The 14,171-nt window shown below is 45.2% G+C and carries 12 protein-coding genes; 2 read left to right on the top strand and 10 right to left on the bottom strand.

From position 1 onward, the window contains the following. Positions 1 to 224 precede the first annotated feature (224 nt). Together hemQ and bacG are read left to right on the top strand one after the other, a co-directional pair. A complete protein-coding gene (hemQ, locus tag KHQ79_RS05150) occupies positions 225 to 989 on the top strand; it encodes a hydrogen peroxide-dependent heme synthase (RefSeq protein ID WP_003235942.1) in 765 nt (254 codons plus the stop codon). A 131-nt stretch (positions 990 to 1,120) separates the two neighbouring features. Further along, on the top strand, positions 1,121 to 1,900 hold the full coding sequence (gene bacG, locus KHQ79_RS05145; protein WP_225514310.1) for an NADPH-dependent reductase BacG: 780 nt from the start codon (positions 1,121 to 1,123) through the stop codon (positions 1,898 to 1,900). A 13-nt stretch (positions 1,901 to 1,913) separates the two neighbouring features. On the opposite strand, the gene bacF is transcribed toward bacG, so the two are convergent. The 10 genes from bacF to pruA all read right to left on the bottom strand — a co-directional run bounded on the left by bacF (position 1,914) and on the right by pruA (position 14,138). Next, complete coding sequence (gene bacF, locus KHQ79_RS05140; RefSeq protein WP_225514309.1) at positions 1,914 to 3,113, bottom strand: transaminase BacF; 1,200 nt, start codon at positions 3,111 to 3,113, stop codon at positions 1,914 to 1,916. After that, positions 3,114 to 4,298 (bottom strand): bacilysin exporter BacE, encoded by a 1,185-nt coding sequence (gene bacE, locus KHQ79_RS05135; protein ID WP_225514308.1) that lies wholly within the window; start codon positions 4,296 to 4,298, stop codon positions 3,114 to 3,116. Beyond that, positions 4,295 to 5,713: an alanine--anticapsin ligase gene (bacD, locus tag KHQ79_RS05130; RefSeq protein ID WP_225514307.1), complete on the bottom strand. Its 1,419-nt coding sequence runs from the start codon at positions 5,711 to 5,713 to the stop codon at positions 4,295 to 4,297. Before bacD ends, bacE begins: the two co-directional genes overlap by 4 nt. Positions 5,714 to 5,731: 18 nt before the next feature. After that, positions 5,732 to 6,493: a dihydroanticapsin 7-dehydrogenase gene (gene bacC, locus KHQ79_RS05125; protein WP_225514306.1), complete on the bottom strand. Its 762-nt coding sequence runs from the start codon at positions 6,491 to 6,493 to the stop codon at positions 5,732 to 5,734. Positions 6,494 to 6,495: 2 nt separating this feature from the next. Then, a complete protein-coding gene (gene bacB, locus KHQ79_RS05120; protein ID WP_060399751.1) occupies positions 6,496 to 7,203 on the bottom strand; it encodes a 3-((4R)-4-hydroxycyclohexa-1,5-dien-1-yl)-2-oxopropanoate isomerase in 708 nt (235 codons plus the stop codon). Further along, the gene (gene bacA / locus KHQ79_RS05115; RefSeq protein WP_084993938.1) at positions 7,193 to 7,807 is read right to left on the bottom strand and encodes a prephenate decarboxylase; all 615 of its coding nucleotides are present in this window, start codon (positions 7,805 to 7,807) and stop codon (positions 7,193 to 7,195) included. The genes bacB and bacA overlap by 11 nt, the downstream gene beginning before the upstream one ends. 151 nt (positions 7,808 to 7,958) lie before the next feature. After that, entirely contained in the window at positions 7,959 to 9,197 is a 1,239-nt protein-coding gene (locus KHQ79_RS05110; RefSeq protein WP_003235951.1) for an MFS transporter, read from the bottom strand. 207 nt (positions 9,198 to 9,404) lie between these two features. After that, complete coding sequence (locus KHQ79_RS05105) at positions 9,405 to 10,817, bottom strand: amino acid permease (RefSeq protein WP_032731694.1); 1,413 nt, start codon at positions 10,815 to 10,817, stop codon at positions 9,405 to 9,407. Then, positions 10,817 to 12,517 (bottom strand): M20 family metallopeptidase, encoded by a 1,701-nt coding sequence (locus tag KHQ79_RS05100; protein ID WP_225514305.1) that lies wholly within the window; start codon positions 12,515 to 12,517, stop codon positions 10,817 to 10,819. Before KHQ79_RS05100 ends, KHQ79_RS05105 begins: the two co-directional genes overlap by 1 nt. 73 nt (positions 12,518 to 12,590) lie before the next feature. Continuing rightward, positions 12,591 to 14,138, bottom strand: a complete 1,548-nt coding sequence (gene pruA / locus KHQ79_RS05095; protein ID WP_225514304.1) for an L-glutamate gamma-semialdehyde dehydrogenase — start codon at positions 14,136 to 14,138, stop codon at positions 12,591 to 12,593. Between the last annotated feature and the right edge of the window lie 33 nt (positions 14,139 to 14,171).

Here is a 14,171-nt window from a genome sequence, read left to right as displayed (position 1 = left end):
ATACTCTTCTTCCAATCAAATTCAAACAGCCAACTTTCATTATAGCGCTTTCATAAAAAAATCTTATTTTTCTAACTAATTTAAGTGACTCATTCTTTTCCTTATAGCTTCTCTTATTTTTATGGAGTTATACGAAAGGGATGTTCAAGGTTTCTCTACAGTAGAATCGGATAAACTATGGTATAGTGAAGGCAATCATGAAAAGATAATAGGAGTGAAGATAAATGAGTGAACAGCAAATGACGAATGAAGCGGCGAAAACGCTTGACGGCTGGTATGCGTTACATGATTTCCGCACAATGGACTGGACTTCCTGGAAGCTGCTGTCCAGCGATGAGCGCCAATCTATCATACATGAATTCACAGGATTGCTTGAAAAATGGGGCGTGGCCCAAAAAGAAGGAAAAGGATCACAGACTCTTTACAGCATCGTCGGCCAAAAAGCTGATTTTATGCTAATGATTCTTCGTCCTACAATGGAAGAATTAAATGAAATTGAGCTCGAATTCAACAAATCAAGACTTGCTGAGTTCACCATTCCGGCTTACTCCTACGTATCAGTGGTTGAACTGAGCAACTACTTGGCAAGCGGCGACGGCGACCCTTACGAAAACCCGCATGTACGTGCGCGCCTTTACCCTGAACTGCCGGAATCTAAATATGTATGCTTCTATCCAATGGATAAAAGAAGATCCGGCAATGACAACTGGTATATGCTTTCAATGGAAGAACGCAGAAACTTGATGAGAAGCCACGGCTTAATCGGCCGCAGCTATGCTGGCAAAGTCAAACAGATCATCACCGGCTCCGTCGGCTTTGACGATTACGAGTGGGGCGTTACATTATTCAGTGATGATGTGCTTCAATTCAAAAAGCTTGTGTATGAAATGCGTTTTGACGAAGTCAGCGCTCGCTACGGCGAATTCGGTTCATTCTTTGTCGGCAACCGCCTTTCGCTTGATACACTTCCTCAATTCCTATATGTATAATATCTCCTCCCGCCCTGCCGGCGGGAGTTTTTCGATTCTCCTTTATCAGAATTTAAATAAAATTTGCTATTTTCTCCGTTTTTTCTTACGATGTAGATAATAATCCAATTTTTGCAAAGGGGTGCAGTTATTTGTCAAAACGAACCGCATTTATTATGGGAGCCAGTCAAGGGATCGGAAAAGCAATCGCTCTGAAATTAGCAGACCAGCATTTTTCTCTCGTCATTAATTCACGAAACTTGGACAATATTGAACCTGTCAAAAAAGACATTTTGGCCAAGCATCCTGAAGCGAGCGTCATTGTCCATGCGGGTGATATGTCTGACCAGCATACGAGAGCCGGCATTTTTCAAGAAATCGAATCTCAATGCGGACGCCTTGATGTTCTGATTAATAATATTCCGGGCGGCGCGCCTGACACATTTGATAACTGCAATATAGAAGATATGACGGCCACGTTCACACAAAAGACCGTTGCCTACATTGACGCTATCAAGCGTGCTGCCTCACTGATGAAACAAAACGAGTTTGGCAGAATCATCAACATTGTCGGAAACCTGTGGAAAGAACCCGGCGCCAATATGTTTACAAACAGTATGATGAATGCCGCTTTAATTAACGCCAGTAAAAATATTTCCATCCAGCTTGCTCCTCACAATATTACTGTCAACTGCCTGAATCCTGGTTTTATCGCTACAGACCGTTACCATCAATTTGTGGAAAATGTGATGAAGAAGAACAGCCTATCCAAACGGGAAGCAGAGGAACAGATTGCTTCCGGGATTCCGATGAAACGGGTCGGATCAGCCGAAGAAACCGCAGCGCTCGCCGCGTTTCTCGCCTCCGAGGAAGCCTCCTATATCACAGGACAGCAAATTTCCGCTGATGGCGGCAGCATGAAAAGCATATAAAAAAATCCCGCTTTTAGCGGGATACTTCTTGTAATGATGCAAACTGCAGGTTCAGCTTTTGAATCCGCATGACAAATTCCCGCAGATCCTCCTGCTTCGACACCATTGATATTCTGACATGCCTTTTTCCGTTGCTTCCGAATATTTCACCCGGTGTGACAACGACGTGGGCATGCTCCAGCAAATAATCGGAGAATTGGTGAGATGTTTCAAACGTTTTCGGAATTTCAGCCCATACGTAAAACGTTCCTTTTGGCTTTTCCATCTGCCAGCCCAATTCCTTTTCACACAGCTCCGTAAAAAAATCAATTCGTTCCTCGTAGATTCGTTTCAAGGATTCCATTTGCTCCGGATCTCCTGAAAGCGCCGCACTCGCCGCGTGCTGCAGTCCGCCGAACATGCCGACAAATACATGATCCTGAAACTCATTGACGGCCTGAATGATCTTTTCATTCCCGACCGCAAACGCCATTCTCCAGCCTGCCATATTAAATGTTTTTGAAAATGAATAAAGCTCTGCCCCGACAGCTTTGGCATCCTCTGCCTCAAGAAAGCTGGCCGGTTTTTTATCGAATTCAAACGCGCCGTACGCAAAATCATGGATCAAGTGGATGTTGTGCTTTTTCGCAAAAGCAGCCGCTTTTGCATAAAAAGCCGCATCGGCCACAGCTCCCGTCGGGTTATTCGGATAGTTTAAAAACATGAGCTTCGCTTTATCCAGCACGGCAGGATCAATCTTTTCAAAATCCGGCAGATAGCCATTTTCTTCATACAGCGGCATTTCGTGCAGCTCAGCTCGCGCCATCGTAATTCCTGATAAGTATTCAGGGTAGCCCGGATTCGGGACCAAAGCGATGTCTCCCGGATTGAGCAGGCATTGTGTCAGCACATACAATCCGGCTTTCCCGCCGCCGAAGAGTGCAACTTCCGTTTCAGGATTGATTGACACTCCATATTCTCTTTTGTAGAAATCAGCGATTGCTTCCTTCAAAAAAGGATAGCCTCTGAATGGGCCGTATCCGTGAAACGATGGATTCAGAGACGCCTCCCTCAAGGCCTCCACAATATGCGGCGGAGTGGGAAGGTCAGGGTTTCCCTGTCCGAGATTAATGATATGCGCCCCCGTTTTTTCCAATTCCTTCACCTTTTGAAAAACGAGAGAAAACTCTTGCCTTGGAAGTGTCTTGATGACGTCGGACGGTGTTATTTCCATCTAAAAGACTCCTTTTTGCTCCGTTTTGTTATCCCGTTCCAAAAACGATTTGTTGACGAGCTTCGTATGCAGAAACAATCCGCTTACCATCACAACAATCAGCCCCATAATGACCGGAGCGTTTAAAACGTTGATTAACATCGAACCAACAGAAATGCATAATCCGATTGACGCTTCCGCCACCGAAAAAATGCGCCCTTGAATCTGGTTTGCCGCGTTCTCCTGAACCTTCACCTTTGCAAGCACTTCCCCGTATTCCATCGCAATGAAAAAGAGGATAGCGGCGATGACCGAGACAGCGAAAATCGGCGTGAATAAAAACAGTGCCAGCGAGACAATCGATAAAACGGTAAAATACGTCAGGCCTCTATTATTGTTAAAGCCCCATTTGCTGACAAGCCCCGCTCCGATGAAGCCGCCGAAGCCGATACAGAACGTGAGAATAAAGTTGCCGATTTCCCCGTCACCCAGAAAGCGGCTGACGATTGGAAAATAGCTGTACACAATTCCCCACAGCATAGCCATCGTAATCATCGTAAACATGGCGTTTAATACGAATGCATTGGTTTTGATTTCCTTGAGTCCTTCCTTAAAAGACTGAAAGGCCTCTTTTATGTTTTCAGATTGAATCGGCACAAATTGCAGCTTGATGCGGCTGATAAAAATGGCCGAAATCAAGTATGTCACACCATTAAAAGCAACAGCCAGCTCTACAGATCCGCCTAACAGAAAAAGCCCTCCGGCAGCCGCACCGACGATAATCGAGATGGTCGTCGCTTTTGCGAATAACGTGTTGATGTTTTTAATATCTGATTCCAATGAGGACATGACCGCAAGACGGGCAGGATTAAAAAACACACCGCTTCCATAAGAGATAAACAGCAAAGCGAGAAAAATCAGCGGGTACTCGCCTTTTGGAAGAAATGTGAGCCCCAAAAAGATGACGCCCCTGATGATATCCGTCCACAGCATGATTTTAACTCTATCTAACCGATCGACCAGAACCCCCAAAAATGGCTGGAATACCATCGGAATGCTTCTGACCACGATGACCCCCGATGTCACCCAATAATCATGATAATATGTAGACAAAATGAGCAGGGCAGGGAGAACACAATAGTCTCCCATAAACGATAGCGCCTGCCCGTAAAGCAAGTATTTAGAATTGGGCTTTAACTGTTTCATACTGGCAGCACATACTTTGCCGTCAGCTTCGCATGCTGCTGAATTTGTTTGATGGATTCAGCCACATCCTGTGAATTGCTGCCTTTCAGTTCAAATGCAGCAATGGAATTGAAGGCTTCAAACAGTGTCAAATCAACTGATGTCCCTGGTGCTGCCGCCGAAAAAGAAACGATTTCGGTATCACCCTTCAAAAGCCCGTCCGGAATATCGATCGCTTCGATCACCAAATCCTCAGCAGTTTCCGGAATCTGGCCATTTTGTTTAAAATGCTGAGGGTACAAATGGCAGTCGGCGACATAGCAAGGCTCTTGATCTAATAATCCGTCCGGCAGATCGGCGTCTTTTCCGAAGCAGAGAACATCTAATAATAATTGCGCCATATCAACGCCGAAGACCTTTTTAATATTAGGAATCATATTCCAGCCTGCGAATCTCGCTGCCGACTCTATTAAACCCGGTTCTCTGTTTTTCATTAGCTTGATCTCTGTATGTGTTGCGCAATTTTCCAGTCCAAGCCCTTCATTTGCCTTTTTGGCGGCTTCGACAATTTTCTTTTTCGCCTCTTCATCCAGAATGGACGGCGTAATGTGTGATGTTTCTGTAAATCCGATTTGCGGCGTTTTGTCATGAATGGCGATTGGGAAATACTCACCGTCTGCCATGATGCCTTCTATGCTGATATAGTCGGAGTACCCTTCTGTTTGATACCAGTCTCCATACTCACCCTGTAAAAATTCTTCAGCAATAAACGGTGCTTCAAACGTGACCGCCTTTGGCACGTTAATTGATTTCAGGTAGTCATTGACTCTGTTAAATTCATCTTCTGCCGTCTCAGTGTCCGTAATCAGCGTTACGCCGATTGAACTCGCTAAATATGTAGGCTTTAAGATAAGAGGTGTGCCAATCTCTTCAAGTGCAGCACGGAAATCCTCTAGCGTTGTGACGCGTTTGTTTTTGATCGATTTGACTCCGGCCTTATTAAAAGCGTCTCTCATTTTATTTTTATCTCTGGCATTTTCGGCGGCCTGCACTCCGGCACCCCTCAGGCCCAGACGTTCGCAGGCTTTTGCCATCGGGGCAATGAATAATTCATTGTTTGTTGTGATGGCATCCGCCCCAAACATTTCGGCAACCTTAACGATTTGCTCGACGACCTCTTCTTCAGGCTTGTCATGATCTTCATGCGCCCAATAAATGGAATCGGGATGCTCAAAATCAGCTAAGCTCTGAAAATAGTCTTTATCCTTTATGACCGCGACCGAGTATTTTTCAATCAGTGCTGCATGAGAGGCTGTAATTGCAAAAGGTCTTGGAATAAAGCTGACCAGGTTATATTTTTCAGCAGCGCTTTTATAAAACATGTGCGGCGGGCAGCCTCCAAGATCAGCGATGACCAATACTGTTTTTCTCTCCATATGTAAAACACTCCTTCTCTATTGTGCGGTGTATCCTCCGTCTGCGGTGATGGCGCTTCCGGTCATATAGCTTGATAAATCCGAGGCTAAAAACAGCATCACGTTTGCGATTTCTTCGGGTTTCCCAAGCCTCAGCAGCGGATTTACCTTTGCCTTTTCTTTTTTGATCTCTTCAAGTGTGCCTTCATTATTTTCAAGGAATGATTTTTCATTTAGCGGTGTGTCAATAATCCCCGGGCATACGCAGTTGACACGAATTTGATGTTTCGCATAATCAATGGCCATCGACCTCGTCAGCTGCAAAACGCCTCCTTTGCTGGCGTTATAGGCAGGAATATCAGGCCATGCCACGAGCCCGCCGACTGAGCACGTATTAATGATGTTGCCCTTGCCGGCAGCGAGCATATGCTTAAGTGCGTGCTTGCTCATTAAAAACATGCCGGTCAAATTGACTTGGAGCACCTTGTTCCAATCGCTGAGCTCCATCTCGTGAATGGGAGCCACGATTTCGATGCCCGCATTATTAATCAATACATCCAGCCTTCCAAATGTATCGACCGCCGATTGAACAGCGTGCTGACAGGCAGATTCGTCTGTGATATCTGTTTGCACAAAGTGCAGCCTGTCACTATTTTCTTTCCGGACCATTGCTTCTCCCTGAGCCTCGTCAATATCCGCCACAACCACATTTGCCTGCTGGCTCAAAAAAGCCCGAACCGCCGCATAACCAATTCCTGATGCGCCTCCTGTTATGAGGACGGTTTTATCAGTGAGGTTCATGATTACTCATCCGCCTTTATTTTTTTTGCTTTTGCTCTGTTGTAGCGCGGCGGGAAGAAGATATTAATCGATTTTGATTCTTTTTCTGAACGGTTGATGGCGCCGTGATCTTCCCGAGGCTCACAGAAATAGGCTGTGCCGAATTCCATCTCGACTGTGCAGCCTTCGACCGTCATGTCGTAACCTCCGCCGATACAGATGCCGATTTGCTCATTTCGATGTTTATGGAAAGGCATTTCTCCGCCATTTCCAGGGATTTTGGCCAGCATGATTTCCACCCAATCCTCAACAAAGAACGTGACCTCCATGCCAGGCAATAGATCTCTCGTTTTGAAAATATTCAAAAAATAGTCTTCAGGACTTGTATATGTTTCATCAGCTTTCAGCCGTTTGATATCAATGGCAATGACTTCTTGGTCTGTGTCGTTTCTTGCCCCATGAGGCACATGCGGCGGCGCAATGTAGGCAGATTCCAAGGCCGTCATTTTTCTAGTTACATCTCCGACAGTCATCATCAGCTCACCAGAAACAACCATGCCGATCTGGACTTCCTTATGCTGATGGGGTTCAACGTTGGTATGCGGGGGAACGTAAGACATTAACACCTCGGTGTCGCCGCGCACGGTTGAATACTGTCTCACTCCGTTTTCCCATTCTATTAATTTCGGTGTCGGGAAATAAAGCTCCTGCATATCTTCTTTAGTTTTCATAATCAACGTCTCCTTTTCCGAATAATGACCAGCTCATAGGAATGCTTTTAAATGTTTTCACAAATGTAAGCCCGTACTTTTGCCGTGCAAGCTCGTTGGTTAAGGCAATGTCATACAAGCCTTCTTTTACTTTTCTTGCAGCTTGACTGGTCGAATTGACCAGTTTGAAACGTACTTCTTTGCGGGTAAAATATTTTATTAAATTTATAGGTGATGGATGTGAAACAATAACAGATGTATCAAGCATATCGTCACTGAATTCAAAATCAGGACGAACAGCCAGGCCGTACATTGGTGTATCACACCTGAAGATCTGCAAAAGCTGCAAATCCGGCCTCATGTAGAAATGCTTAATGCCGTCGTAAGCGTGTGGGACGATGGTATATTCCAGCGGGCTTTGAAGGGTCCTTTCGATGCATGATTCAAATGTATCATGCAAGGACAATTTACTGTTCAGCCCCTGTTGAAGAGTAAAATTGGAGATGAAATGCTTTGCTGCGTACTCACTGCTTGTCCCCTCAGGGCCGAGCGTGTTGACTGTAATCAGTTTGGATATTGAATCAGTTCTGTTTTTTGTCTGAATGCTATTATCCAATATAATCATGAGCACCAACCAATCTTTTAAAATTTTAAGTAAATTTTATCCAGCGACAAATGAACTGTCAACATTTTTTGAAAATATTGATAATTATCCCCATACAAACAAAAAAACCCTTAAGAAAGGGTTTTTTATTATAGGAATTTAGAAACTTTGTTTATTGGGATAAAGAATGATCCGCTTTCTGCTCATGCTTGCCGTACTTTTTATATGCGAATACACTGAGCACAAATCCGAGCACTGTGATGGCGGCGCAAATCAATCCGACAGCTGCATACCCGTATCCCACATATACAGGTCCCATCAAAGCAGAGCCTAATGTCACAGCCAGATTCGAGGCGAGACTGTAAAACGCCATAATCTTCCCGCGATGACGCTCTGAGCAGTCACTCAAAATGGTGCTGAGCAGCGTCACCGTCAAGCTTTGCATTAATCCCCAAATAAATAGGCTGACGATTAACAGAATCATTGAAGCTGGCGCATATGCTAAACATGCCAGAAGCACGCTGATGACCCCCAGCGCAATCAAAAGGGAGCGCATTTTTCCGATGCGGTCGGCCATCTTTCCTGTAATGACACTCATGGAAAACCCGATACCGTAAATCATGATAAATAAGCCCGCTGCTGTGTTTCCTCCGGTAAAAACGTCCTGAAGATAGGAGCCTAAAAATGAATACATACCGTAAAAACCAATCATATTACAAAAGGTTATCGTGATATAAACAGGTACACGCGGGACTTTCAGCGCATCCCGGAATGTTCCAGCCGGTTCTTCTTTTTCTTCCTTGCCGTTGTTTTTATGTTCGGCGTGGCGGCGCATTTCAAGCAAGATCAGCAAAACAACTAAAACGCCCATCAAGGCGAAAATCCAAAATGTCCATCTCCAATGCAGGACGCCGCCGATAAATGATCCGAGCGGCACACCGAAAATCAATGCCAGCGACCAGCTTGAAACGATCAGTCCCATCACCTTGCCCCTGTATGTATAAGGAACACGATCCCCGACAACTGCGTAAGCGGTCGGCACGAACGCTCCCGCAGCCAATCCCGAAAGTGCCCGGCCTAAAAAGAAGAAAAAGATATTTTGAGCTAAAGCGCATATCACTGTTCCTATAATAAAGATCATAAGTCCGGCCAGTAAACTAAGTTCTCTGGAATATTTATCGCCTAAAGGAACCAGGAGCGGCGCACCGATAAATATCATTACGCCGTAAATACTGATAGATAACGCAAGGACACTGACATCTGAGTTGAAGGCTTTTGCTAAATCCGGCAGCAGCGGTGAGATCACAAGCTCTTCAGACCCGGCCGCAAATACCCCCATCGTTAAAGCCAGTGCTAAAAATAGCGGAAAATGATGTTTTGTTTCGATGTCATTGTTTTGTTTGCTGTTCATTCTCCCTCAAACACCTCTTCCATAATCTTCTTATCATAAAGTTAAATTATAGTTTAGCATTGTTTTTTCGCAATTTACAATCCGAACGAAACCTTTACAATTTTTATTATTTTCATTTAAATCTCAATATAGATTTTTATATTTCATTTTAAAAATAAAGAGGATTTTAACGCGTAAAAAAGCTCTCCGGTTTCCGGAGAGCTTTTTCTATTGCGCCTCTGCCTGCTCTTTTTCTGTCGGTTCATGATTTATACGTTTTTTGAGGCTTAGATGATAGTACGCATAGCAGAAAATAATGATCGGCACGCCGCAGTACAAGCCGATTCTTTGATCCGGAATGAAAATAAGGCTGATCAATACGCATGCGTATAAACCAAATCCGAGAATCGGGACTAGCGGATATAAAGGCGTTCTGAACTCCAGGTCATTCACGTTTCCTCCTTCAGCGAGGAAACGTCTGCGAAAGAAAAATTGCGAAGCACAAATGGACATCCACGCGACAACTGTCACCATGCCTGAGATTGAGATACACCATAAATATACCGTTTCTGCAGCCATGACACTTGTTAGCAGTGAACAGCCGGAAATGCCGAGTGTAATCAGCAAGGCATTCATCGGCACGCCTTTTTTTGTCAGTCTGGTGAGGAAAGACGGGCCCATTTGATTTGATGAAAGTGACCACATCATGCGCGACGCCGCATACAAACCCGAATTGGCAACAGATAAAATCGCCGTTAAGATGACAAAGTTCATGATATCAGCCGCAAATGGGATGCCGATTTGATCGAGCACCGCTACAAACGGGCTTTCAATGACCCCCGCCGTTTTGTACGGAAGAATGGCAACCAAGACGAACATAGCAAGCACAAAGAAAAACAGCGTACGCCAAATGACATTTCGAATGGACTTTGGCAGTGTTTTTTCCGGATATTCACTTTCCCCTGCCGCAATGCCGACAAGCTCAGTCCCCTGAAAGGAGAAATTCACCATAACCAGCGTAAACATAACGGCCAGCACCCCATTAGGGAAAAGGCCCCTATCAGTCATAAAGTTAGACAAAAATGGCGTTTCCTGTCCGCCTTTAAAGTCAATCAAACCAAACACAGCAGCGCCGCCGATCACGATAAATAATACGATCGCTGCCACTTTGATGCTTGAAAACCAAAATTCCATTTCGGCAAAGCTTCTGACAGACAGCGCATTAATCAAAAAGATGACGATGCCAAACACGAGACACCATATCCAGATCGGAACGGAGGGCAGCCACCTTTGCATCAAAATGCCCGCTGACGTCAGCTCCAAGCCTACTGTATTCGCCCAGCTGAACCAATACAGCCAGCCGATCATAAAGCCTGTCGACGGTCCCAGAAATTTAGTAGCGTAGGCCTGAAACGATCCGGCCACCGGCATGGCAACAGCCAGTTCTCCTAAACAGAGCATGACAAGATACATTAAAAATCCGCCGATGATATATGCGGCAATGGCGCCGAGCGGTCCCGCCTGGCTGATGGTAAAACCGGAGCCTAAAAACAGCCCGGTTCCAATCACCCCTCCCAAGGCAATCATAAACAAATGCCTGCTTTTCATGCTGCGCTGCAATTCATTTTTATGATTCTGCATCATCCTTCCTCCTTCAGTTCTTGTGTCGTGATGGTCATCCGGTAGCTTTGCAAAAGGTGAACAGTGGTCTGCTGTATGAGGTGGGGCAATACGTGAAATGTGTACGGTTTATAGACTCGTTCTGTCCATTTATGACCATCTTTTCCGTATACGCCCATGTTGATGGATGGAATATTCAGCTTGCGTATATCCTTGAACGGAATGGTTCCAATCATATTCCATCCAGGGAAGTTTTTGATAAAGGAATCAATTTCGCCATCGGTTTCGTGCAGCGATAAGAAACTGCCGTCTGCCAAGTAGGGGAAAAACTTTTTGAAGACAAATGTTTCGCCTGTCGATTCAGCGGTTTTGTCAGCCGCTTCTTTAATCACATGCTGCAAAAGCTGATCTCTTGCGCTATCTTCTTTTAAATAGTTATGCGGCAGGTAGGGAGGTGCGTAAAATAGAATGACTTTTGCGCCTTGATCGGGATCAAACTTTTGAAGCTCTTCGATTGCCTTAAAGCATCTTATACGAAGTTCAAGGTGCTCATTGGCTTTGAATGTTTGCTCGATACACTGCTCAGGATCTACGCCGCGTCTTCTCAGCTTTTCTAAGTATTGCTCCAGACTGTACACTTGAATGTCCCATGATAAATGTTTCTTCGGAAGATCGGTTCTATTTACATATTCTTCGTAATAATCTGATAATTTTTGTTCTGTGTCCCGGCACGCTTCCTCAGCGACTTCAATAAGCAGGTCCATAATTTCCTTTGCTGTTCTTTCATAAATAAAATAATTAAAATACAAGCAGCTGCTGACAGCCGTTTGCACATTATAGGCTTCTTTGTTATCACGCTGATACAAACAGGATGGGGGCAGAACCAACTCGCCTTCGATCTTTTCTGCCAGATGAATGTTATTATGAAGACGGCTTGTGATTTCAGATGAAATCAAATTTGGATCAATCCCTGCCAGCGTATCGCCAACATGGACTTCCCGCCCGTAGATGTAAAAGCAAGGCAGCAGTTTTCCCGCGGCTCCGGTGTAGATATATCTTGTCTCATCACCATCGTAAAGCGGCGTAATAAAATCTGTATTAATAGCAGCCAGATAGTGAAGCTGTTTTTCTTTTTTGAGCCGATTCAGCTCTGAAATGCTGGCGAGAACGCCGGAATGCTGACTCTCCTCATCCGGATTTGCCATAAACAATAGATTTCCCGGCAATGTATCGAGGTTCTCTGAAAAATGCAGGAGATTGGCTAAATGAACGGCGATGCCGCTTTGCATATCGACAGATCCTCTTCCGAACATCCACTTTCCCGATTTGGCATCCCGCTGAACGTCTTGGTCGAACTCATAACGGCTGAAGTACGCGGCCAATTTTTCACAATCAAAAGCGATATCCTTTAAAGGGCCGAAATCTTCAATTCCGACTGTATCCAGATGGGCATGGTAAATGACAGTATTTCGGCTTTCTCCATGTCCTTCAATAAACGCAAAAATATTTTTGCGATTGTATGGGTCGTTCGGAATGGCCTGTTCCCACACATGACTAGGGTTTTCCTGAAAATAAGGATAGCTCATGATCACTTCTTTGATGAAATCTGCTTTTGTCCCTTCTCCGACAGTGCCGTTCACACTGCTGAGACTGACCAGAGATGTTGTCAGTGCCTCCACTCTTTCAGCCGGCTTCATGTGACTGATTTTTGTATACAGCATAAATTATCCTCCTGATCAAAAAGTTGAAATCGTGCGATCCGCTAAAGAATCGCACGATTTTATTTCTCTCAAATCAAAAAGCTTCGGACGTTGTTTTGGCTTGCATATGAAGAATTAAATAATCCGGGCCGCCTGCTTTTGAGTCTGTTCCGGACATATTAAAACCGCCGAACGGCTGATAGCCGACAATCGCTCCGGTACAGCCTCTGTTGAAGTATAGGTTTCCGACATGGAAATCCTCACGCGCCCGTTCAATGTGCGCACGATTTTTCGTCAGCAGAGCGCCTGTTAATCCGTATTCCGTGTTATTTGCAATCTCCAGCATATGATCGAAATCACGCGCTTTGCAGATCGCAACAACCGGGCCGAAAATTTCTTCCTGCATCAGGCGCGCGTTTTCATCAACATCTGCAAAGATCGTCGGCTGAATAAAGTAACCTTTTGAATCATCGCCTTCGCCTCCGGCCAACAGCTTGCCTTCAGATTTGCCGATTTCAATGTATTTCATGACTTTGTTGTAGGACGCTTCATGGATCACGGGTCCCATATACGTATCAGGATCTTCCGGATTGCCGAGAGCCAGCGTTTTGGTCAGCGCCACAGCTTTTTCCACCACTTCATCATAGACATCCTGATGGATGACCGCGCGGGAGCCTGCTGAACACTTCTGTCCTGAATATCCAAACGCTGAATACACGATAGAGGATGCAGCGAGGTCAAGATCAGCGTCTTTGTCGACAAGCACTGTGTCTTTTCCGCCCATTTCAGCAATGACCCGTTTCAGCCATTTTTGGCCCGGCTGCACCTTGGCGGCACGCTCATAAATCCGGCAGCCGACTGCACGGGAACCTGTAAATGAGACAAACCGTGTTTTCGGATGCTCCACTAAGAAATCACCAATTTCCGCTCCATCTCCCGGAATGTAATTCAGAACGCCGTTTGGCAAGCCCGCTTCCTCCATGACCTCGACGAATTTTGCAGCTACTACGGGCGCTGCGTCAGCCGGTTTTAAGAGAATCGTATTTCCTGTCACAATTGCTGCCGCCGCTGTTCCTGCCATAATCGCAAGCGGGAAATTAAATGGAGAAATGACGATGCCGACGCCAAGCGCTTCGTAATGGTATTGATTGAACTCGCCTGCCCGGCTCTTCACCGGAGACCCTTCCTTGAGGTTTAACATTTGGCGCGCATAGAACTCCAAAAAGTCTATCGCTTCAGCCGTGTCCGCATCGGCTTCCTTCCACGGTTTTCCCGCTTCCTTCACAAGATAGCTTGAAAATTCATGCTTTCTTCTGCGTAAAATAGCCGCTGCTTTAAAGAGGACATTCGCGCGGTGCTCCGGTCTTTGTTTTTTCCATGATTCAAATGCCTGCAGTGCGGCTTGCATCGCTTTTTCAGCAAGTTCTTGATCCGCTGTAGACGCGTACCCAATGACCTCTTCTTTATTTGCCGGGTTAATGGAAACAATTTTGCGGTCCGTTTCAATTTTTTCTCCATTTATCACAAGCGGATAATGCTTGCCGAGCTGAGTGTTTACAAATGCCAATGACTCTTGAAATGCTGTTTTATTCTTTGCTTCCGTAAAATCAGTAAATGGTTCGTGCGCGTATGATACTGTCATATGTAGTCCCCCTCATGTCATGAAATATGTCTT

Source organism: Bacillus sp. TSO22 (genome assembly GCF_020223595.1).
GTDB lineage: Bacteria > Bacillota > Bacilli > Bacillales > Bacillaceae > Bacillus > Bacillus inaquosorum.
The sequence above is the reverse complement of the archived record's forward strand: the minus strand, read 5'-3'. Positions and strand labels throughout refer to the sequence as shown.

What these genes read in the sequence shown, in the direction of transcription:
- hemQ (WP_003235942.1), top strand. Translation starts at nt 225, where the DNA reads ATGAGTGAACAGCAAATGACGAATGAAGCGGCGAAAACGCTTGACGGC.
- bacF (WP_225514309.1), bottom strand. Translation starts at nt 3,113, where the DNA reads ATGGAAATAACACCGTCCGACGTCATCAAGACACTTCCAAGGCAAGAG.
- bacE (WP_225514308.1), bottom strand. Translation starts at nt 4,298, where the DNA reads ATGAAACAGTTAAAGCCCAATTCTAAATACTTGCTTTACGGGCAGGCG.
- bacD (WP_225514307.1), bottom strand. Translation starts at nt 5,713, where the DNA reads ATGGAGAGAAAAACAGTATTGGTCATCGCTGATCTTGGAGGCTGCCCG.
- bacC (WP_225514306.1), bottom strand. Translation starts at nt 6,493, where the DNA reads ATGAACCTCACTGATAAAACCGTCCTCATAACAGGAGGCGCATCAGGA.
- bacB (WP_060399751.1), bottom strand. Translation starts at nt 7,203, where the DNA reads ATGAAAACTAAAGAAGATATGCAGGAGCTTTATTTCCCGACACCGAAA.
- bacA (WP_084993938.1), bottom strand. Translation starts at nt 7,807, where the DNA reads ATGATTATATTGGATAATAGCATTCAGACAAAAAACAGAACTGATTCA.
- KHQ79_RS05110 (WP_003235951.1), bottom strand. Translation starts at nt 9,197, where the DNA reads ATGAACAGCAAACAAAACAATGACATCGAAACAAAACATCATTTTCCG.
- KHQ79_RS05105 (WP_032731694.1), bottom strand. Translation starts at nt 10,817, where the DNA reads ATGCAGAATCATAAAAATGAATTGCAGCGCAGCATGAAAAGCAGGCAT.
- KHQ79_RS05100 (WP_225514305.1), bottom strand. Translation starts at nt 12,517, where the DNA reads ATGCTGTATACAAAAATCAGTCACATGAAGCCGGCTGAAAGAGTGGAG.
- pruA (WP_225514304.1), bottom strand. Translation starts at nt 14,138, where the DNA reads ATGACAGTATCATACGCGCACGAACCATTTACTGATTTTACGGAAGCA.